General features: G+C 67.6%; 22 protein-coding genes. 18 read left to right on the top strand and 4 right to left on the bottom strand.

Annotation, left to right across the window (positions count from 1 at the left end; all coding sequences use genetic code 11):
- The first annotated feature begins 46 nt into the window (after positions 1-46).
- The 18 genes from E5P2_RS36715 (at position 47) to E5P2_RS36630 (ending at position 15,444) form a co-directional block, all read left to right on the top strand.
- A complete protein-coding gene (locus E5P2_RS36715) occupies positions 47-856 on the top strand; it encodes an FRG domain-containing protein (RefSeq protein WP_162571989.1) in 810 nt (269 codons plus the stop codon).
- A gap of 220 nt (positions 857-1,076) precedes the next feature.
- A complete protein-coding gene (locus E5P2_RS36710; protein WP_443083488.1) occupies positions 1,077-1,355 on the top strand; it encodes a phenol hydroxylase subunit in 279 nt (92 codons plus the stop codon).
- Positions 1,356-1,400: 45 nt separating this feature from the next.
- The gene (locus E5P2_RS36705; RefSeq protein ID WP_162571987.1) at positions 1,401-2,396 is read left to right on the top strand and encodes an aromatic/alkene monooxygenase hydroxylase subunit beta; all 996 of its coding nucleotides are present in this window, start codon (positions 1,401-1,403) and stop codon (positions 2,394-2,396) included.
- A 23-nt stretch (positions 2,397-2,419) separates the two neighbouring features.
- Positions 2,420-2,719: an MmoB/DmpM family protein gene (locus E5P2_RS36700; RefSeq protein ID WP_162571986.1), complete on the top strand. Its 300-nt coding sequence runs from the start codon at positions 2,420-2,422 to the stop codon at positions 2,717-2,719.
- Positions 2,720-2,767: 48 nt separating this feature from the next.
- The gene (locus E5P2_RS36695; RefSeq protein ID WP_162571985.1) at positions 2,768-4,339 is read left to right on the top strand and encodes an aromatic/alkene/methane monooxygenase hydroxylase/oxygenase subunit alpha; all 1,572 of its coding nucleotides are present in this window, start codon (positions 2,768-2,770) and stop codon (positions 4,337-4,339) included.
- A 28-nt stretch (positions 4,340-4,367) separates the two neighbouring features.
- Positions 4,368-4,730: a phenol hydroxylase subunit P4 gene (locus E5P2_RS36690; protein ID WP_162571984.1), complete on the top strand. Its 363-nt coding sequence runs from the start codon at positions 4,368-4,370 to the stop codon at positions 4,728-4,730.
- A gap of 19 nt (positions 4,731-4,749) precedes the next feature.
- Complete coding sequence (locus E5P2_RS36685) at positions 4,750-5,808, top strand: NADH:ubiquinone reductase (Na(+)-transporting) subunit F (RefSeq protein ID WP_162571983.1); 1,059 nt, start codon at positions 4,750-4,752, stop codon at positions 5,806-5,808.
- A gap of 1 nt (position 5,809) precedes the next feature.
- Entirely contained in the window at positions 5,810-6,145 is a 336-nt protein-coding gene (locus E5P2_RS36680; RefSeq protein ID WP_162571982.1) for a 2Fe-2S iron-sulfur cluster binding domain-containing protein, read from the top strand.
- A gap of 25 nt (positions 6,146-6,170) precedes the next feature.
- Positions 6,171-7,103, top strand: coding sequence for a catechol 2,3-dioxygenase (locus tag E5P2_RS36675; protein ID WP_162571981.1), 933 nt, complete (start codon positions 6,171-6,173; stop codon positions 7,101-7,103).
- A 14-nt stretch (positions 7,104-7,117) separates the two neighbouring features.
- Entirely contained in the window at positions 7,118-8,572 is a 1,455-nt protein-coding gene (locus tag E5P2_RS36670; protein WP_162571979.1) for a 2-hydroxymuconic semialdehyde dehydrogenase, read from the top strand.
- Positions 8,573-8,585: 13 nt separating this feature from the next.
- On the top strand, positions 8,586-9,410 hold the full coding sequence (locus E5P2_RS36665; RefSeq protein WP_162571978.1) for an alpha/beta fold hydrolase: 825 nt from the start codon (positions 8,586-8,588) through the stop codon (positions 9,408-9,410).
- Positions 9,411-9,438: 28 nt separating this feature from the next.
- Entirely contained in the window at positions 9,439-10,221 is a 783-nt protein-coding gene (dmpE, locus tag E5P2_RS36660; RefSeq protein WP_162571977.1) for a 2-oxopent-4-enoate hydratase, read from the top strand.
- A gap of 19 nt (positions 10,222-10,240) precedes the next feature.
- Complete coding sequence (locus E5P2_RS36655; protein WP_162571976.1) at positions 10,241-11,164, top strand: acetaldehyde dehydrogenase (acetylating); 924 nt, start codon at positions 10,241-10,243, stop codon at positions 11,162-11,164.
- 10 nt (positions 11,165-11,174) lie between these two features.
- Positions 11,175-12,218 carry a 4-hydroxy-2-oxovalerate aldolase gene (gene dmpG, locus E5P2_RS36650; protein WP_162571974.1) on the top strand — a complete coding sequence of 348 codons (1,044 nt, stop codon included), beginning with the start codon at positions 11,175-11,177 and terminating at the stop codon, positions 12,216-12,218.
- Positions 12,215-13,003: a 2-oxo-3-hexenedioate decarboxylase gene (gene dmpH / locus E5P2_RS36645; protein WP_162571973.1), complete on the top strand. Its 789-nt coding sequence runs from the start codon at positions 12,215-12,217 to the stop codon at positions 13,001-13,003. The genes dmpG and dmpH overlap by 4 nt, the downstream gene beginning before the upstream one ends.
- A 128-nt stretch (positions 13,004-13,131) precedes the next feature.
- Positions 13,132-13,542 (top strand): MarR family winged helix-turn-helix transcriptional regulator, encoded by a 411-nt coding sequence (locus E5P2_RS36640; RefSeq protein WP_162571972.1) that lies wholly within the window; start codon positions 13,132-13,134, stop codon positions 13,540-13,542.
- 20 nt (positions 13,543-13,562) lie between these two features.
- Positions 13,563-14,126 (top strand): isochorismatase family protein, encoded by a 564-nt coding sequence (locus tag E5P2_RS36635; RefSeq protein ID WP_162571971.1) that lies wholly within the window; start codon positions 13,563-13,565, stop codon positions 14,124-14,126.
- Between the two features lie 40 nt (positions 14,127-14,166).
- Positions 14,167-15,444, top strand: a complete 1,278-nt coding sequence (locus tag E5P2_RS36630) for an MFS transporter (protein ID WP_162571970.1) — start codon at positions 14,167-14,169, stop codon at positions 15,442-15,444.
- A 9-nt stretch (positions 15,445-15,453) separates the two neighbouring features.
- Here the strand turns inward: E5P2_RS36630 and E5P2_RS36625 are convergent, their stop codons facing one another.
- From E5P2_RS36625 to E5P2_RS36610, 4 genes are all read right to left on the bottom strand, one after another.
- Positions 15,454-16,848 carry an L-serine ammonia-lyase gene (locus E5P2_RS36625; RefSeq protein WP_162571969.1) on the bottom strand — a complete coding sequence of 465 codons (1,395 nt, stop codon included), beginning with the start codon at positions 16,846-16,848 and terminating at the stop codon, positions 15,454-15,456.
- 79 nt (positions 16,849-16,927) lie between these two features.
- Positions 16,928-18,265: a type II toxin-antitoxin system HipA family toxin gene (locus E5P2_RS36620; protein ID WP_162571968.1), complete on the bottom strand. Its 1,338-nt coding sequence runs from the start codon at positions 18,263-18,265 to the stop codon at positions 16,928-16,930.
- Position 18,266: 1 nt separating this feature from the next.
- On the bottom strand, positions 18,267-18,548 hold the full coding sequence (locus E5P2_RS36615) for a transcriptional regulator (protein WP_443083487.1): 282 nt from the start codon (positions 18,546-18,548) through the stop codon (positions 18,267-18,269).
- A 124-nt stretch (positions 18,549-18,672) separates the two neighbouring features.
- Positions 18,673-19,371: an isochorismatase family protein gene (locus E5P2_RS36610; RefSeq protein WP_162571965.1), complete on the bottom strand. Its 699-nt coding sequence runs from the start codon at positions 19,369-19,371 to the stop codon at positions 18,673-18,675.
- Positions 19,372-19,387: the final 16 nt, after the last annotated feature.

Raw genomic sequence — 19,387 nt, 5'->3', positions numbered from 1 at the left:
GCGCCGTTCTCGCGGCGCATGCGGCAACAACGGAACGGACAAGACGATGGAAGTCAGAAAGCTTTCGAAGTGGAACGAGTTCGTCGAACTGACCGAGGCGCAGACGGGCTGGGCATTCCGCGGGGAAGTTTCGGCGCAGTGGCCGCTGGTGAGTTCGCTCACTCGGCGACTGCAGGTCTACGCACCCGATTCTTCGCTGTGGCCACTGCGCGAGGAACGTTCCTTGCGCGTGTTTCGCCGCAAGGCGCACATCTATCGCACCTCTCCGGCTGCTCTGCAGGACGACCTGCGTTGCCTGGCGCTGATGCAACACCATGGCGCGCCCACGCGACTGCTCGATTTCACCAAGTCGCCTTACGTCGCTGCATTCTTCGCGCTCGAGGATGCGGTCACCGACGCGGCGGTCTACGCCCTCAACACGCCCGTTCTGTGGTCGGCATTCCCGTCATTCGATCCGGCGCTGACGCGCGAAACGATCGATCCTCGCGTCGCGGGAAACTTCGAGAAATATTTCATGGTGAACGAGCTGCCGGTCGTCTGGTTCGGCGAGCCGCTGGAGATGGATCAGCGGCTGGTCGCGCAGTCGGGCCTGTTCGTCTTGCCGGGCGTGCTGGATCAGCCTCTCCACCGCATCCTCGATGGCTATGTGGCTGACGAGCCGGTGATCGTCAAGTACGTGCTGCCGCTGGACATGCGTGCACAGGCGATGCAGTCCCTGTATCGCATGAACGTCACGAACTCGACGCTCTTTCCGGATCTCGATGGCCTGGCCCGCTCCATGGCCTACGAACTGGAGGTCGTCTGGGAACGGCTGATCGCGGAATACCACGAACGCGCCAACGTTCGGAAGCCCTAGTTGCTTGCCGCACGAAGCCATCGTGCAGCCCATGCGTTTCACCATTTGATCAAGCTGCACCGCAGCAAATGATCACCCCATCATCCGGGACAACCCGGAGCTTCCGGCCTCCGTCGCGGCCGGGCCCATACGAATCAATCACTTAGCCGCGCTGGCACGTCCGTTGCCCGTGTAGGAGCGTGTGGCGCTGTTGCCACCGCCCGAGTGACGGATTGAACAAGTGACGCTTTCGACCCCATCGACCCACGCAGGCAGCGCCAGCCGGATGACCGGCCAGCCGTGCTTCGTGCGCGTGACCGGCACGCGGGACGCGCGCTTCGTCGAGTTCGAGTTCGCCATCGGCGATCCCGAGCTGGCGGTCGAGCTCGTCCTGCAGTTCGACCAGTTCCGCGAATTCTGTGCGCGCCACGAGGTGCGGCACCTGACGACCGAAGAGGGCGCCCGGCTCGACTTCGAGCGCATGAAGTGGCGCTACGGCGCGCCGGGCATCGATCACTGAGCAGAGACAGACAGACCCACCGACCCCATCCCGAGGAGACACGCAGTGCAAGTCGACATCAAGACATCCGACATCCGCCCGATCCGGCAGACCTTCTCGCACGTCGCGCGGCGGCTCGGCGACAAGCCGGCCTCGCGCTACCAGGAGGCCACGCTGGACATGCAGCCGACGGCCAACTTCCACTACCGGCCGCTGTGGGCGCCGCAGTACGAGCTCTACGACAAGCGGCGCACCGCCATCGTGATGGCCGACTGGTACAGCTTCAAGGATCCGCGCCACTACTACTACGGCATCTACACGATGACGCGCGCGCGCCAGCAGGAAGGCGCCGACCGGCAGTTCGACTTCGCCGACAAGCGCCAGCTGCTCGCGCAGGCCGATGCCGGCACCCGCGAGTCGCTGCAGCAGGTGCTGGTGCCGCTGCGCCACTACGAGTGGGGCGCGAACATGAACCACAGCTACTGCTGCGGCTACGGCTACGGCACCGCGATCACGCAGCCCTTCATCTTCGCCGCGATGGACCGGCTGGGCATCGCGCAATACCTGTCGCGCGTCGGCCTGCAGCTCGACGGCAATTCGGGCAAGGCGCTCGACGCCGGCAAGGAAGCCTGGCTCGCGCACCCGGCCTGGCAGGGCGTGCGCCGCACGATGGAAAAGCTGTTCGTCACGAAGGACTGGTTCGAGGTCTTCGTCGCGCAGAACCTGGTGTTCGACGGCCTGCTCTATCCGCTGGTCTACCGCCGCTACGTGAATGCGCGCAGCGCCGCCACCGGCAACGCGCTGGCCATGCTGACCGAGTTCCAGAACGACTGGTACGACGAGACCGCGCGCTGGGTCGACGCGACGCTGAAGACCGCGGCCGAGGAGTCGCCCGCCAACGCGGCGCAGCTGGCCCGCTGGTACGCCGCCTGGCGCAGCGAGATCGCCGGCGCGCTCGCGCCGCTGGCCGCGCTCGCGCTCGGCCATGACGGCGCCGATGCGCTGCAGGCCATCGGCGCCGATCTCGACACCCGCGCCGCGCGCCTCGGCATCGCGGCCTGATGCAAACCCCCCAGGAGCCACGCATGACGTCCACCGCCACCGCAGAGATTTCCCGCCCGCCCGTCTTCATCGCGCTGCAGACCAGCGAGACCGCGCGTGCCATCGTCGACGCCATCGTCGCCGACAACCCCGAGGCCACCGTCAGCGACTACCCGGCGATGGTGAAGGTCGATTCGCCCGGCCGCCTCGTGATCCGGCGCGCCAGCGTCGAGGCGCTGATCGGCCGGCGCTGGGACATGCAGGAGATCCACCTGAGCCTGATCTCGCTGTCCGGAAGCATCGAAGAGACCGACGACGAATTCATCCTCCACTGGGGCGCCTGAGCGCACCGCCCATTGCCATTCTTCCAAGACAAGAGCACAGGACACGCCATGACCCAAGCAGCCACCCCGCGCCCCGCCGCCCGCCTCGGCCTCAAGGAACGCTACGCGATGATGACCCGCGGCCTCGGCTGGGACACCACCTACCAGTCGATGGACGAGGTCTTTCCCTTCGACAAGTTCGAGGGCATCAAGATCCACGACTGGGACAAATGGGAAGACCCGTTCCGCCTCACGATGGACGCCTACTGGAAGTTCCAGGGCGAGAAGGAGAAGAAGCTCTACGCCATCATCGATGCGTTCCAGCAGAACAACGGCCAGTTCAACATCAGCGATCCGCGCTACCTGAACACGCTCAAGCTGTTCCTCACCGGCGTGTCGCCGCTCGAGTACGCGGCGCACCGCGGCTACGCGATGAACGGGCGCGCATTCCGCGGCGTCGGCGCGCGCGTGGCCTGCCAGATGCAGTCGATCGACGAGCTGCGCCATGCGCAGACGCAGTTCCACACCATCAGCCACTTCAACAAGTACTTCAACGGGCTGCACGATCCGCAGCACATGCACGACCGCGTGTGGTACCTCTCGGTGCCCAAGAGCTACTTCGAGGACGCGATGAGCGCGGGGCCTTTCGAATTCGTCACCGCGATCTCGTTCTCGTTCGAGTACGTGTTGACCAACCTGCTCTTCATGCCCTTCATGAGCGGTGCCGCCTACAACGGCGACATGGCCACCGTGACCTTCGGCTTCTCGGCGCAGAGCGACGAGTCGCGCCACATGACGCTCGGCCTCGAAGTGGTGAAGTTCATCCTCGAACAGGATCCGGACAACGTGCCCATCGTGCAGAAGTGGGTCGACAAGTGGTTCTGGCGCGGCTATCGCCTGCTCACGCTGGTCGCGATGATGATGGACTACATGCTGCCCAAGCGCGTGATGAGCTGGTCGGAAGCCTGGGAGATGTACTTCGAGAAGAACGGCGGCGCGCTGTTCCAGGATCTCGCGCGCTACGGCATCCGCATGCCCAAGTACCACGAGGTCGCGACCAAGGAGAAGAGCCGCCTCTCGCACGAGGCCTGGGCCACCTTCAACAACTACGGCCATGCGGCGGACTTCAACGTCTGGGTGCCGAAGCCCGACGAGATGCAGTGGCTGGCCGAGAAGTACCCCGAGACCTTCGACACCCTGTACCGCCCGCGCTTCGAGTGGCTGGCCGAGCAGGAGAAGCAGGGCAAGCGCTGGTTCAACAACACGCTGCCGATGCTGTGCCAGACCTGCCAGGTGCCGATGTTCTTCACCGAGCCCGACGACCCCACCAGGATCTGCTACCGCGAGAGCACCTACCACGGCATGAAGCACCACTTCTGCTCGGACGGCTGCAAGGACATCTTCGACGGCGAGCCCGAGAAGTACGTGCAGGCCTGGCTGCCGGTGCACCAGATCTACCAGGGCAACTGCTTCCCCGAAGGCACCGACCCGACCGTGCCCGGCTTCAATCCGCTGGCGGCGGTGTTGAAGTACTACCACATCGAAGACGGCGCCGACAACGGCGAATTCAACACCTCGCCGGACAAGGCGAACTGGGAGCGCTGGACCGGCCAGGACCTGTCCGCGCAGAAGGCGGCGTGAGCCCCATCGACCTGACAAGGAGAACGATATGTCTGTTGTTGCACTCGCCCCCGGCTACACCGGCACCGTCGCCGACAGCGAAGACCGCTTCCATGGCAAGCGCCTGCTCTACATCGGCTGGGACGACCACCTGCTGTTCTGCGCGCCCGTGTGCCTGCCGCTGCCCGCGGCGATGCCCTTCGGCGCACTCCTCAGCGACGTGCTGCCCGGCGTCTACGGCAGCCATCCCGACTTCGAGAAGATCGACTGGACCCAGGCCCAGTGGTTCGATTCGGGCAAGCCCTTCAAGCCCGACACCGCCAAGTCGCTGGCCGACAACGGCCTGGTCCACAAGTCGGTGATCCGCTTCCGCGTGCCCGGCCTGAAGGGCATCCGCGGCTCGTGCAGCTGAACGCGCGAGGCACACGGCCATGAGCTTCCAGATCATGATCGAGCCGCTCGGCCAGGGCGTCCCGGCCCGCGACGGCCAGACGGTGCTCGACGCCTGCCTGCGCGCCGGCGTGTGGCTGCCGCATGCCTGCGGCCATGGCGTCTGCGGCACCTGCAAGGTCCAGGTGCTCGAAGGCGAATGCGAGCACGGCGACGCATCGAACTTCGCGCTGATGGACTTCGAGCGCGACGAGGGCAAGATCCTCGCCTGCTGCGCGATGGCGCAGGCCGACCTCGTGATCGAGGCCGAGATCGACGAAGACCCGGATGCGCAATTCCTGCCGCTGGAGGACTTCGATGCCGAGCTGGTCGAGGCGCGGATGCTCACGCCTACCATCCGCGGCCTCTGGCTGCGCACCGCGCGGCGTGCGCCCTTCCAGGCCGGCCAGTACCTGATGCTGCATGTGCCGGGCGTCGATGGCGCGCGTGCCTTCTCGATCGCCAATGCACCGGACGAGGACCTGATCGAACTGCACGTGCGCCGCGTGCCGCAGGGCCGCGCCACCGGCTGGCTGCACGACGAGCTGCAGGTCGGCCAGCGCCTGCGCTTCACGGCGCCCAACGGCCGCTTCTTCGTGCGCAAGTCGGCCGCGTTGCCGATGATCTTCGTGGCCGGCGGCTCCGGGCTGTCGAGCCCGAAGTCGATGGTGCTCGACCTGCTCGGCGAAGGCTGCACGCTGCCCATCACGCTGATCCAGGGCGCGCGCAACCTCGACGAGCTGTACTTCCACGAGCTCTTCGAGGCGCTCGCCGAGAAGCATCCGAACTTCAGCTATGTGCCCGTGCTGTCCGACCTGCCGCCGGATGCCGGCTGGCGCGGCGCGCGCGGCTTCGCGCACGAGGCGCTGAAGGCGCAGTTCGCCAACGACTTCCGCGGCCACAAGGCCTACCTGTGCGGACCGCCGCCGATGACCGAGGCCTGTATCGCGACCCTGATGCAGGGCCGCCTGTTCGAGCGCGACATCTACACCGAGAAGTTCTTCACCGCCGCCGATGCGGCCTCTGCGGCCCCGCGCAGCCCGTTGTTCAAGGCCCTCTGACATGGACCCGATCTATTCCATCGCGATCGGCAACACGAACGAGCAGTACGCTTGCCGCGCCGGCCAGACGCTGCTGGGCGGCATGGAACAGCTCGGCCGCAAGGGCATCCCGGTCGGCTGCCGCGGCGGCGGCTGCGGCGTGTGCAAGGTGCGCATCGAGTCGGGCCGCGCGCGCTGCGAACGCATGAGCCGCGGCCACGTCAGCGCCGCCGAAGAAGCGCAGGGCTACGTGCTGGCCTGCCGCGCCTATCCGCAGAGCGATCTGCAGCTGCGCGCCGTCGAGCGGATGGCGCGCTGCATCGAACGTCATCTCGCGACCTCCCGTTCCTCCACCTGAATTCCACTCACCGAAGGAGACTCTCATGGCACTCACTGGCGTACTCAGACCCGGCCACGTTCAACTGCGCGTGCTCGACATCGAGACCGCGCTCAAGCACTACCGCGACGTGCTCGGCCTGATCGAGACCGCGCGCGACGCGCAAGGCCGCATCTATCTGAAAGCCTGGGACGAGCACGATCACCACAGCGTGGTGCTGCGCGAGGCCGACACGGCCGGCATGGACTTCATGGGCTTTCGCGTCGACTCGCCGGCCACGCTCGACAAGCTGGCCGCCGACCTCCAGGCCAGCGGCCTGGCCACCGACATGCAATGGATCGCGGCCGGCGAACAGCCGAAGACCGGCAAGCGCTTGCGCTTCACCGTGCCGACCGGCCATTCGATCGAGCTCTTCGCCGAGAAGGAGAAGGTCGGCAATGGCATGCCCTACGAGAACCCCGAGATCTCGCCGGACGACCTCAAGGGCATGGCGCCCTCGCGCTTCGACCACTGCCTCCTGTACGGCGACGACCTCGACGGCACGATCAAGCTGTTCACCGAAGTGCTGGGCTTCTCGATGGCGGAAAGCGTGGTCGCCGGCCCTGAGCGCATGCCCATCGCGGCCTTCCTGACCTGCTCGACCAAGCCGCACGACATCGCCTTCATCCGCCATCCGGAGAAGAACAAGTTCCACCACGCCTCCTTCCTGCTCGACAACTGGGGCGAGGTGCTGAAGGCGGCCGACATCATCACGAAGAAGCGCGTCTCGCTCGACATCGGCCCGACGCGCCACGGCATCACGCGCGGCGAGACGATCTACTTCTTCGACCCGAGCGGCAACCGCAACGAGGTCTTCTCGGGCGGCTACATCTTCTACCCGGACAAGCCGCCGCTGACCTGGACGGATGACGAACTCGGGCGCGCGATCTTCTACCACGACCGCAAGCTCAACGAAGCCTTCCTCTCGGTGCTGACCTGAAAGCAGTCTCGGCCATGAAGCAGTTCCTCAACTTCATCGGTGGCGAGTTCGTCGCCACCGGCAAGACCTTCGACGACCGCGCGCCGGTCGACAACCGGCTGATCGGCCAGGTGCACGAGGCCGGCGCGGCCGAGGTCGACGCCGCTGTGCGCGCGGCGCGTGCGGCCCTGCAAGGCGAGTGGGGCCGCATGAGCGTGGCCCGTCGCGTCGCGCTGCTGCACGCGGTGGCCGACGAGATCGACCGCCGCTTCGACGACTTCCTGCAGGCCGAGATGGCCGACACCGGCAAGCCGCATGCACTGGCCTCGCACGTCGACATCCCGCGCGGCGCGGCCAACTTCAAGGCCTTCGCCGACATCGTGAAGAACGTGCCGGCCGAGAGCTTCGAGATGGCGACGCCGGACGGCGGCCATGCGCTCAACTACGCCCTGCGTTCGCCGGTGGGCGTGATCGGCGTGGTGTGCCCGTGGAACCTGCCGCTGCTGCTGATGACGTGGAAGGTCGCGCCGGCGCTGGCCTGCGGCAACACGGTGGTCGTGAAGCCGTCCGAAGAAACGCCGGCCACCGCGACGCTGCTCGGCGAGGTGATGAACGCGGTCGGCATTCCGCCCGGCGTCTACAACGTGGTGCACGGCTTCGGCCCCGGCTCGGCGGGCGAATTCCTCACCCGGCATCCGGGCGTGAACGGCATCACCTTCACCGGCGAAACGCGCACCGGCGAGGCCATCATGGCCGCGGCGGCGAAGGGCGTGCGGCCGGTGTCCTTCGAACTCGGCGGCAAGAACGCCGGCATCGTGTTCGCCGATGCCGACTTCGACCGCGCCGTCGCCGGCATCGCGCGCGCGGCCTTCGAGAACTGCGGCCAGGTGTGCCTGGGTACGGAGCGCGTGTATGTCGAGCGGCCGATCTTCGACAGGTTCGTCGCCGCGCTGAAGGCCAGGGCCGAGGCGCTGAAGACCGGGCCGTCCGAGGAACCCGGTGTGAACCTCGGGCCGCTGATTTCGCGCGAGCACCAGCAGAAGGTGCTGTCGTACTACAGGAAGGCGATGGACGAGGGCGCGACGCTGGTCACCGGCGGCGGCGTGCCGCCGATGAAGGGCATGCTGGCCGAAGGCCACTGGGTACAGCCGACGATCTGGACCGGCCTGCCCGAGACGGCCGCGGTGATCCGCGAGGAGATCTTCGGGCCGTGCTGCCACATCGCGCCCTTCGACACCGAGGAAGAAGCGGTAGCGCTCGCGAACGCCACCGACTACGGCCTGGCCACGACGGTATGGACCGAGAACCTCGGCCGCGCGCACCGCGTCGCCCGGCAGGTCGAGGTCGGCATCTGCTGGGTCAACAGCTGGTTCCTGCGCGACCTGCGCACCGCCTTCGGCGGCGCCAAGGCCTCGGGCATCGGCCGCGAAGGCGGCGTGCATTCGCTCGAGTTCTACACCGAGCTGCGCAACGTCTGCATCAGGCTCTGAGGCATCGACGGCCATGGCCAATCCCGAAATCGCAAGCCGCATCCGCACCGGCGCCTTTCACACCAACGTGCACGACCTGGGGCAGGGCGCGCCGGTGCTCTTCATCCACGGCTCCGGCCCCGGCGTCAGCGCGTGGGCCAACTGGCGGCTCGCGATGCCGGTGCTCGCGCGCACGCGCCGCGTCATCGCGCCGGACATGGCGGGCTTCGGCTTCACCGATCGGCCGCCCGGCATCGCCTACACGATGGACACCTGGGTACAGCAGGCCATCGACCTGCTCGACGCGCTCGACATCGAACGCGCCGACGTGGTCGGCAACTCCTTCGGCGGCGCGCTCTCGCTCGCGCTGGCGATCCGCGCGCCGCAGCGCGTGCGCCGTCTGGTGCTGATGGGCAGCGTCGGCGTGCCCTTCCCGATCACGCCGGGGCTCGATGCGGTGTGGGGCTACACGCCCTCGTTCGACAACATGCGCCGCATCATGGACGTGTTCGCGCACGACCGCACGCTGGTCACCGACGAGCTCGCGCAGCTGCGCTACGAGGCCAGCATCCAGCCGGGCTTCCAGGAGTCCTTCGGCGCGATGTTTCCCGCACCGCGCCAGCGCTGGGTCGACGCGATGGCGAGCCCGGAGGCCGCGATCCGCGCGCTGCCGCACGAGACGCTGCTGCTGCACGGGCGCGAGGACCAGGTGATTCCGCTCGCCACCTCGCTGACGCTCGCGCAATGGATCCCGCGCAGCCAGCTGCATGTCTTCGGCCGCTGCGGCCACTGGACGCAGATCGAGCACAGCGCCCGCTTCGTGCGGCTGGTCGGCGACTTCCTCGCCGAGGCCGACTGATTTCCACGCACCGACAGAGAAGACCCTCATGGACAACACCCTGATCCAGCAGCTCGGTGACGAGCTCTACGCCGCGCTGCGCGACCGCCAGGTCGTGGCACCGCTCACCGAGCGCCACAAGGACATCGGCATCGACGACGCCTACGGCGTGCAGCAGCGCATGATCGCGCGCCGCCTCGAGGCCGGCGAGCGCGTCGTCGGCAAGAAGATCGGCGTCACCTCGCGCGCCGTCATGGCCATGCTCGGCGTCTGGCAGCCCGACTTCGGCTACCTGCTCGACGGCATGATCGTGAACGAAGGCGAATCGATCGACCGCAGCACGCTGATCCAGCCCAAGGCCGAGGGCGAGATCGCCTTCATCCTGAAGCGGGATCTGATGGGGCCTGGCATCGGCAACGCCGACGTGCTGGCCGCGACCGAATGCGTGATGCCCTGCTTCGAGATTGTCGACTCGCGCATCCGCGACTGGAAGATCGGGATCGCCGACACCGTCGCCGACAACGCGTCGTGCGGCGTCTTCGTGCTGGGCGACAGCGCGGTCGATCCGCGCCGCGTCGACCTCGCCACCTGCGGCATGGTGCTGGAGAAGAACGGCGAGATCATCGCCACCGGCGCCGGTGCCGCGGCACTCGGATCGCCGGTCAATGCGGTCGCCTGGCTCGCCAACACGCTCGGCCGGCTGGGCATCGGGCTGAAGGCCGGCGAGGTCGTGCTCTCGGGCGCGCTGGCCGCCATGTTCCCGGCCGCGGCCGGCGACAACTTCCGCGTTTCCATCGGCGGCCTCGGCGGCTGCTCGGTGCGCTTTCACTGACGAAGAAGGAAGTCACGCCATGACGAAGAAAATCAGGTGCGCCCTCATCGGGCCCGGCAACATCGGCACCGACCTGCTGGCCAAGCTGCAGCGCAGTGCGGTGCTCGAACCCGTGTGGATGGTGGGCATCGACCCCGCGTCCGACGGCCTGCAGCGCGCCCGCGCGATGGGCCTGAAGACCACCGCCGAAGGCGTCGACGGCCTGCTGCCGCATGTCGAGGCCGACGGTGTGCGGATCGCGTTCGACGCCACCAGCGCCTACGTGCATGCCGAGAACAGCGCGAAGCTCAATGCGCTCGGCGTGATGATGATCGACCTCACGCCCGCGGCCATCGGCCCCTACTGCGTGCCGCCGGTCAACCTGAAGGCGCAGCTCGCGGCGCCGGGCGGGCGGCCGATGAATCTCAACATGGTCACCTGCGGCGGCCAGGCCACGATCCCGATGGTGGCGGCCGTCTCGCGCGTGCAGCCCGTGGCCTACGGCGAGATCGTGGCGACGGTGTCGAGCCGATCGGTCGGGCCGGGCACGCGCAAGAACATCGACGAGTTCACGCGCACCACGGCCGGCGCGGTAGAGCGCGTGGGCGGCGCGGCGAAGGGCAAGGCGATCATCATCGTCAACCCGGCGGAGCCGCCGCTCATCATGCGCGACACCGTGCATTGCCTGACCGAGGACGAGCCGGACCAGGCGCGCATCACCGCGTCGGTGCACGAGATGATGGCGGAAGTCCGCCAGTACGTGCCGGGCTACAGGCTGGTGAACGGGCCGGTGTTCGACGGCCGGCGCGTGTCGATCTACCTCGAGGTCGAGGGCCTCGGCGACTACCTGCCGAAGTACGCCGGCAATCTCGACATCATGACCGCCGCCGCGGCGCGCACGGCGGAGATGTTCGCCGAAGCGATGCTGGCCGGTGAAGTTCAAACTGAAGCCGCCACGGCTTGAGGACCCCACCATGAATCTCCAGGGCCGACACATCACCGTGCACGACATGACGCTGCGCGACGGCATGCATCCCAAGCGCCACCAGATGACGCTGGACCAGATGAAGGACATCGCCGCCGGGCTCGACGAAGCCGGCGTGCCGCTGATCGAGGTGACCCATGGCGATGGCCTGGGCGGCAGCTCGGTCAACTACGGATTTCCGGCGCACAGCGACGAGGACTACCTCGGCGCGGTGATCCCGCTGATGCGCAGGGCCAAGGTCTCGGCCTTGCTGATCCCCGGCATCGGCACCGTCGACCACCTGCGCATGGCGCACGGGATCGGCGTGCACACGGTGCGCGTCGCCACGCACTGCACCGAGGCCGACGTCTCGGAGCAGCACATCACGATGGCGCGCCGGCTCGGGATGGACACCGTCGGCTTCCTGATGATGGCGCACATGGCCTCGCCGCAGAAGCTGGTGAGCCAGGCGCTGCTGATGGAAGGCTACGGCGCCAACTGCGTCTACGTCACCGACTCGGCCGGCCACATGCTGCCCGATGACGTGAAGGCGCGCATCGGCGCGGTGCGCGCGGCGTTGAAGGCCGACACCGAGCTGGGCTTCCACGGCCATCACAACCTCGCGATGGGCGTCGCCAATTCGATCGCCGCGGTGGAGGCCGGCGCCAACCGCATCGACGCCGCGGCCGCGGGCCTCGGCGCGGGCGCGGGCAACACGCCGATGGAAGTCTTCGTCGCGGTGTGCGAGCGCATGGGCATCGAGACCGGCGTCGATGTCTTCAGGATCCAGGACGTGGCCGAGGACCGCGTGGTGCCGATCATGGACCACGTCATCCGCGTCGACCGCGACGCGCTGACGCTGGGCTATGCGGGCGTGTACTCGTCCTTCCTGCTGTTCGCCAAGCGCGCCGAGAAGAGGTACGGCGTGCCGGCGCGCGAGATCCTGGTCGAGCTCGGACGGCGCGGCATGGTGGGCGGCCAGGAAGACATGATCGAGGACACCGCGATCACGCTGGCGCGTGCACGCCAGGCGGCGCAGGAGGTGGCGGCATGAAGCTCGACCCACGCACCATCGCCGCGCTCGCCGAGCACCTGGAAAGCTGCGAACGCGAGGCGCGCGACACGCCGAAGATCACCGACGAATACCCGCAGATGGATTGGGACGATGCCTATGCGATCCAGAACGAGATCCGCCGCCGCAAGATCGCGCGCGGCCATCGCGTGATCGGCCTCAAGGCCGGCCTCACCTCGCACGCGAAGATGAAGCAGATGGGCGTGACCACGCCGGTGTTCGGCTTCATGGCCGACAACCATGCCGTGCCCGAAGGCGGCGAGTGCAGGCTCGCCGAGCTGATCCATCCGAAGGTGGAGCCCGAGATCGCCTTCGTCACGCGCAGCGCGCTCAGGGGTCCGGGCTGCCACATCGGCGCGGTGCTCGCCGCGACCGACTTCGTGCTGCCCGGCATCGAGGTCATCGACAGCCGCTACCGGGATTTCAAGTTCGACCTGAAGAGCGTGGTGGCCGACAACACCTCGGCCGCGCGCTTCGTGATCGGCGGCCGCGCGCGGCCGGCGTCCGAGATCGACTTGCGCACCGTGGGCGTGGTGCTGGAGAAGAACGGCGAGCCGGTGGCCTTCGGCGCCGGCGCGGCGGTGCTCGGCCATCCCGCCGCGGCGATCGCGATGCTGGCCAACCATCTCGGCGCGCACGGCGAAGAGATCCCGGCCGGGACGCTGATCCTGTCGGGCGGCATCACCGAGGCGGTGGCGGTGAAGGCGGGTGACGCGGTCACGCTGAAGGTGCAGGGGATGGGCAGCGTCGGGTTGCGTTTCGTCTAGAAGGAGCGAGCGGGCACGCCAAGACCGCTTCTTGAGGAAGGTCTTGATACGAAGCTAAACTGCGAAGCCAAACTTCATATCCAGGACTTGCCGACGTGGAACCTGAAAGCCCTGAAGCCGCGCACCTGATGAGCGCCGCCGTGGACCTGCGCGTGTTCGTCGGCAAGCTGCGAAGGCGGCTGCGGGACGAAGCCCCGGCCGGGCATCTGACCGAACCGCAGCGCCATGTGCTCGGTCGGCTGGAGCGCGACGGTCCCTCGACCGTGACTGCGCTGGCCCGGGCCGAAGGCATGCGCTCGCAGTCGATGGGCGCCACGATCGCCGCGCTCGTCGATGCAGGCTTCCTGAAAGCGACACCGGATCCGAAGGACGGACGCCAGACCATCCTGTCGCTGACGGCGACGGCCCGCAAGGCGTTCAAGGCGGTCCGCGCAGCCCGCGAGGACTGGCTGCTGGCTTCCATGCAAAGCCGGTTCTCGCAGGCCGAACAGCGCCAGCTGATGACCGGCATCGAACTCCTCCAACGTCTTGTCGACTGACTCCTCCTGAAAGAACCGCCATGCCCATCAGCACGCTCGATCCCACATCCGCACTCGTCGTCATCGACCTTCAGAAGGGCATCGTGGCCCGGCCGGCCGTGCATCCGATCGACGAGATCGTGCGGCATGCCGTTTCGCTCGCCGATGCGTTCCGCCGGCATGGCCTGCCGGTGGTTCTCGTCAACGTGGCGGGCTTCGCGCCCGGACGCAACGAGCAGCCCCGCGGCCCCGGCGAGCTGCCGGCGGACTGGGCCGAGCTGATACCCGCGCTGGGACAGCAGCCCACCGACCTGCGGGTCACGAAGCGGACCTGGGGCGCCTTCACCGGCACCGGCCTCGAGAAGTCCCTGCGCGGCCTGGGCGTGACCCAGATCGTGCTGGCCGGCGTGGCCACCAGCATCGGCGTGGAGTCGACCGCGCGGCAGGCGAGCGAGCTCGGGTTCCACGTCACGCTCGCGGTCGATGCGATGACCGACACGAACGCGGACGCCCATGCGAACAGCATCACGCGGATCTTCCCGAGGCTGGGCGAAACGGGCACGACGCAGGACATTCTCCGGTTGCTGGATGCGCATCGGAACTGATCGGGCCGGCAGCGGCCCTCCTCTGGCGGGTTGAACCGCAGTGGCCGGAACCTTCCGCTCGCTGAGCGGCTTCAACTACCGCCTCTGGGCCATCGGCGCGCTGGTCTCCAACATCGGGACATGGATGCAGCGCACGGCCCAGGACTGGCTCGTGCTCGCCCACCTCACCCATCGCAACGCGACGGCCGTGGGCATCGTCATGGCGCTGCAGTTCGGCCCCCAGCTGCTGTTGCTGCCGTTCACCGGCCTGGCGGCCGACCGGCTCGATCGGCGCAAGCTGCTTCTCGTGACGCAGGCCGTGATGGGTGCGCTGGCGCTGGGACTGGGCCTGTTGACGCTCGCGGGCGTCGTCCGGCTCTGGCATGTGTACGCGTTCGCGTTCGCGCTGGGGTGCACGGCGGCCTTCGATGCGCCTGCGCGTCAGACCTTCGTCTCCGATCTCGTGGCGTCGGCCGATCTCTCGAACGCGGTGGCGCTCAATTCCACGTCCTTCAACGCCGCCAGGATGATCGGGCCGGCCGTCGCAGGCGTGGTGATCGCAGCCGCCGGCGTCGGCTGGGTGTTCCTCCTCAACGCGGTCTCTTTTCTCGCCGTGCTGGGTTCGCTGCTCGGGCTGCGGCGCGCCGAGCTCCAGCCGAGGATGGCCTTGCCTCGAACGCACGGCGGACTGGCCGAAGGGCTCCGGTATGTCTGGCATCGGCCGGATCTCAAGGCGGCGCTGCTGATGCTGCTGCTGGTGGGCACCTTCGGGCTCAACTTCCCGATCTTCATTTCGACGATGTCCCTCGGTGCGTTCCACGGCGGGGCGGGGCAGTACGGATTGCTGTCCTCGGCCATGGCGGTCGGCTCCGTGACCGGCGCCTTGCTCGCCGCCAGGCGCGGCCGGCCGCGCATGACGATGCTGCTGTATGGCGCCGCGCTCTTCGGGCTGGGCTGCGCGATCGCGGCGGTGATGCCGAACCCTATCTTCTTCGCGATGGCGCTGGTGCTCATCGGCCTGGCGGCGCAGACGCTGACGACCTCGACGAACAGCCTCGTGCAGCTGTCGACCGACCCGGCGTTGCGCGGCCGCGTGATCGCGATTCTGCTGGCGGTGGCGCTCGGCAGCACGCCGATCGGCGCGCCCATCGTCGGATGGATCGCGGACACCTTCGGCCCGCGCTGGGCCCTGGCGGTCGGCGCGGCCTCCGGATTCGCCGCGGCGCTGGTGGCGGTCCGCTATCTTGCGAGGCGGCGAGCCGAAGCGCGATCGGAGATTCGTCGACCGGCGAGCGACGCGCTGGCCGGTGCGAAGGGTGGCGGCCGCAGCGGCACGTAGCCGTCCGGCTCAGCACTCGACGATGTTGACCGCCAGCCCGCCGCGCGAGGTTTCCTTGTACTTGGTCATCATGTCCGCGCCGGTCTCGCGCATCGTCTTGATGACCTTGTCGAGGCTCACATGGTGCGTGCCGTCGCCGTGCAGCGCCATGCGGGCCGCGTTCACCGCCTTCACCGAGGCGATGGCGTTGCGCTCGATGCAGGGAATCTGCACCAGGCCGCCGACCGGATCGCAGGTCAGGCCGAGGTGGTGCTCCATGCCGATCTCGGCAGCGTTCTCGACCTGCTCGGGCGTGCCGCCGAGCACCGCGCAGAACGCGGCCGAAGCCATCGAGCAGGCCACGCCGACCTCGCCCTGGCAACCGACTTCGGCGCCCGAGATCGACGCGTTCTCCTTGTAGAGAATGCCGATCGCGCCGGCGGTGAGAAGGAAGTCGACGATGCCCGCGCGGCTCGCACCCGGCACGAAATCGACGTAGTAGTGCAGCACCGACGGAATGATGCCTGCGGCGCCGTTGGTGGGCGCGGTCACGACGCGGCCGCCCGCCGCGTTCTCTTCGTTGACGGCCAGCGCATAGAGGTTCAGCCAGTCCATCACCTTCAGCGGATCGTCGATGGCGCCGGGCTTCGCCGCGGCCGTCAGCGTGCGGTGCAGCGCGGCGGCACGGCGCTTGACCTTGAAGGCGCCGGGCAGCACGCCTTCGGTCCTGCAGCCGCGTGCGACGCAGCCTTGCATCACGGCCCAGATCTTCAGCAGGCCGGCCTCGATCTCGTCGTCGGCGCGCCAGTGGCGCTCGTTGCGCCGCATCACCTCGGCGATGCTGCAGCCGTGCTGCCGCGTCAGCGCCAGCAGCTCGTCGCCGCTGTGGAAGGGCAGCGGCAACACGGTGGTGTCGGGCGCGATGACCTTCTGGCGCCGGCCGTCCTCGGCCACCTGCTCGCTGACGACGAAGCCGCCGCCGACCGAGTAGTAGGTCTGCGTGCACAGCGCAGCGCCCGCCGCATCGAAGGCACTGAACTTCATGCCGTTGGCGTGGAACGGGAGCGTCTCGCTGCGGTAGAAGAGCACGTCGCTTTTCTCGTCGAGCGCGATCCGGTGGGTGCCGAGCAAGGCGATCGCGCGCTCGCTGCGGATGACGTCGAGCAGTGCGGCGATCTGGTCCGGATCGACCGTGTCGGGCTCGTGCCCGGCCAGGCCCAGCAGCACCGCGCGGTCGGTGCCGTGTCCCTTGCCGGTGGCGCCGAGCGAGCCGTACAGCTCGGACTGGATTCGCGCCACCGCGTTCAACAGGCCTTCGTTGGAAAGCCGCGAGGTGAACAGGCGTGCCGCCCGCATCGGCCCCACGGTGTGCGAACTGGAAGGCCCGATGCCGACCTTGAACAAATCGAAAACGCTGACTGCCAAAACGGTTCTCCGATGCGTGAAGGCCCGAGCGGCGGCCTTTGCGTCATTCTCGACGATCGGGATGACGAAGTGGCGTGCATCAGGTCGCAGGCATGCCTTCGAGCGTGTTCACGGCCGACTGCAGGCCGCCCAGCACGCGCTCGGCCACCAGAGGCGACAAATCCTTCGGCAACTGTTCCCGCACTTCCCTGATCGCGCCGGGCGTCCGAACAATCAGCGCCTGGATGACGGCTTCTGCGTCATGGCCGAATCCCACCTGCTGCGCGGTGCTGTTGAAGTGCCGGCGTTGAATGCCGGCCATGGCGTAGTGCCGGTTCTTGCCGAGCAGCGCCATCGCCAGCTTGACGTCGCGCGGCGCCCATTGGCTGCGGCCCTTGCCAAGGATGGGATAGGCCGACATGACGTCATACATCTTCGTGAGCCGGAACGCACCGCCGGCCAGCAGGTGAATGCTGAAATTCTTCGCGTGGCCATCCGGCGCGCGGAGCAGCCAGAACAGGACCTGCGAGGCCATCAAGGTGCGCATGTCATCCGCCGCGGTCGCGGACTGCTGCAAAAGCGAAAAGAGCTTCTGCAGACCTGGCCCGCCCTCGTTCTCGTATTTCACCAAGGGCGAGGTTCCCGTGGCCTGGCAGAAGTCCTCTTGGGGCAGCCGCAGGAGACGGCCGTTCGCAACGCGCCGGTCGAAGCGCTCGACCACCAGGACGCGCTGCTTGCCGAACGATGCGATGGTCGCATCGGCAGTGGGCAATCCATAGGCCTGAAGCAGTTTCAGACACAACCACTCGTTGTCCACGGAGGTAGAGAAATCTGCCCGGCGCCCGCCGATCAGACCCAGGGGGAGCTTGAAGATGTGCGTGGTGGGCGTGGTGCCGCGGGGCTTGTGCCAGGCACCGTTCCACCAGAGGTAGGCGTCCTTTTCCTGGGCGCCGGCGAGTGAGATGCGGAAGTCGTCGTCGGGGTCTACCGAGGCGTCGAACTTGTCGGGGCTCGTGATGTTCAGCAGGTGGCGTTCGATGGACTCGTCGTCCAGCCGCACGGCTTCCACCTTGTCGACCGCCGTGGGGGCGTCGGCCTCGTCGAGCAGCTGAATGGCGCCCACACAGTCGCGCCCAATGGCCGCCAGCAGGTCGAACGCATCGATCGAGCCCGTCTTGAAGCGCGCCGCCACGCGCTTGCGAATGGCCGTGCTGTCGGGAAGCAGGTTGTCGAAATAGTGCTCGACGGCAGAACCCTGGAGGGGTTCGTTGTAGGGATTGAAGGGCAGCGACAGCGACAGCGGGCGGCCGACGTCCGAGCGGACCCAGGCTTCGTCGTAGTGCAGCTCCATCGCCCCGCGCGCGGGGATCGTCCAGCGGCCGACGCGCTCGCCGTTGGACCAGAGGCCGAGGGATTGGCTGCGTGATCGACGGCCCACGTCACCACTCCGTCGTGCCGGGCTTGACCTTCAACGGGCCTCGTGCGCTCAGCTTCAGCTCGAGGCCGAGCACCGAGCACCAACTCAGCAGTTGCCTGAAGCTCAACTCATCGGGATGGAGTTCGAGGTAGGAAACCCGGTTCTGGCTGAGATTCAGCCTGGCGCCGATGGCAGCCTGGTTCAGTTTCAACCGGCGGCGCGTGCTGCGCAGCAGCTGCCCCAGCTGATCGCCGGACACGAGAGCTTGGGCTGGAAGCGCACCCATGGCAGTAGCTGTATTCATGCTATTTTAAATTTATCTGTATTGCAGCTAATCGTCAAGTAGCTGAAAAACGGATAAATGCGGCATAGCTCCCATGCAGCTTTTCGTACCGGGCGCCTGCTGCTCGGCGCGGGCTTCGCTGGCCTCAGTCAGAACCCGGCAGCGCACGCAGCTTCTCGATCAACGCCTCGGTCGGCAGCACGTCCGCATACTTCTGCCCGAGGTCGAACAGGTTGACCTTGTGCGAGGTGATGCTGCGGTCGAATGAACATTCCTGCGGAATCGAGACCTTGAAGTTGTACGAGAACGCGTCCACCGCGGTGCCGCGCACGCAGCCGCTGGTGCTGCAGCCGACGACGACCACGGTGTCGACCCGCAGGTCGATCAGGTGGCTGCACAGCGCGGTTGCGAAGAAGGCGCTCGGGTGCTTCTTGGGCAGCAGCACGTCGCCGGGGCGCGGCGCGAGTTCCTGCACGATCTCGTAGCCCTTGGCCGCGATGTTCATGATCGCCGGGATCTTCTCGGCCAGCCGGCCGCCTTCGTGCGCGACCTTGGGCGCCACGTGCGGATAGAGCACCGGCCAGTCGCGCTCGCGGAACAGCGCGAGCAGCGGCACGATGGCGTCCACCGCGGCCCAGCCGACCTCGCCGCAGGAGGTCGGGAATTCCTCGATGGCTTCCCAGAACGGCAGGCGCTTCGTGCCGACGGTGCGGTATTGCACGTCGATGATGAGCAGGCCGGGCCGCTTGCCGAGGCCGCTCGGGCGGCCGAAGCCGACCGCGTTGTAGGCGCGCTGTTCTTCGGCGCTGATGACGTCGTCCCAGGGATGGGTGGTGGAGGTCATGGATGTCTTTCGGTGA

Source organism: Variovorax sp. SRS16 (assembly GCF_901827165.1).
Lineage (GTDB): Bacteria > Pseudomonadota > Gammaproteobacteria > Burkholderiales > Burkholderiaceae_C > Variovorax.
Note: the sequence above shows the minus strand (reverse complement) of the source record. Positions and strands in the feature narration are given on the sequence as shown.

Bases quoted from the DNA above. Each gene is read 5' to 3' on its own strand.
- E5P2_RS36715 (WP_162571989.1), top strand. From the start codon at position 47: ATGGAAGTCAGAAAGCTTTCGAAGTGGAACGAGTTCGTCGAACTGACC.
- E5P2_RS36635 (WP_162571971.1), top strand. From the start codon at position 13,563: ATGCCCATCAGCACGCTCGATCCCACATCCGCACTCGTCGTCATCGAC.
- dmpG (WP_162571974.1), top strand. From the start codon at position 11,175: ATGAATCTCCAGGGCCGACACATCACCGTGCACGACATGACGCTGCGC.
- E5P2_RS36665 (WP_162571978.1), top strand. From the start codon at position 8,586: ATGGCCAATCCCGAAATCGCAAGCCGCATCCGCACCGGCGCCTTTCAC.
- E5P2_RS36695 (WP_162571985.1), top strand. From the start codon at position 2,768: ATGACCCAAGCAGCCACCCCGCGCCCCGCCGCCCGCCTCGGCCTCAAG.
- dmpE (WP_162571977.1), top strand. From the start codon at position 9,439: ATGGACAACACCCTGATCCAGCAGCTCGGTGACGAGCTCTACGCCGCG.
- E5P2_RS36700 (WP_162571986.1), top strand. From the start codon at position 2,420: ATGACGTCCACCGCCACCGCAGAGATTTCCCGCCCGCCCGTCTTCATC.
- E5P2_RS36670 (WP_162571979.1), top strand. From the start codon at position 7,118: ATGAAGCAGTTCCTCAACTTCATCGGTGGCGAGTTCGTCGCCACCGGC.
- dmpH (WP_162571973.1), top strand. From the start codon at position 12,215: ATGAAGCTCGACCCACGCACCATCGCCGCGCTCGCCGAGCACCTGGAA.
- E5P2_RS36655 (WP_162571976.1), top strand. From the start codon at position 10,241: ATGACGAAGAAAATCAGGTGCGCCCTCATCGGGCCCGGCAACATCGGC.
- E5P2_RS36615 (WP_443083487.1), bottom strand. From the start codon at position 18,548: ATGAATACAGCTACTGCCATGGGTGCGCTTCCAGCCCAAGCTCTCGTG.
- E5P2_RS36640 (WP_162571972.1), top strand. From the start codon at position 13,132: ATGAGCGCCGCCGTGGACCTGCGCGTGTTCGTCGGCAAGCTGCGAAGG.
- E5P2_RS36675 (WP_162571981.1), top strand. From the start codon at position 6,171: ATGGCACTCACTGGCGTACTCAGACCCGGCCACGTTCAACTGCGCGTG.
- E5P2_RS36690 (WP_162571984.1), top strand. From the start codon at position 4,368: ATGTCTGTTGTTGCACTCGCCCCCGGCTACACCGGCACCGTCGCCGAC.
- E5P2_RS36685 (WP_162571983.1), top strand. From the start codon at position 4,750: ATGAGCTTCCAGATCATGATCGAGCCGCTCGGCCAGGGCGTCCCGGCC.
- E5P2_RS36680 (WP_162571982.1), top strand. From the start codon at position 5,810: ATGGACCCGATCTATTCCATCGCGATCGGCAACACGAACGAGCAGTAC.
- E5P2_RS36610 (WP_162571965.1), bottom strand. From the start codon at position 19,371: ATGACCTCCACCACCCATCCCTGGGACGACGTCATCAGCGCCGAAGAA.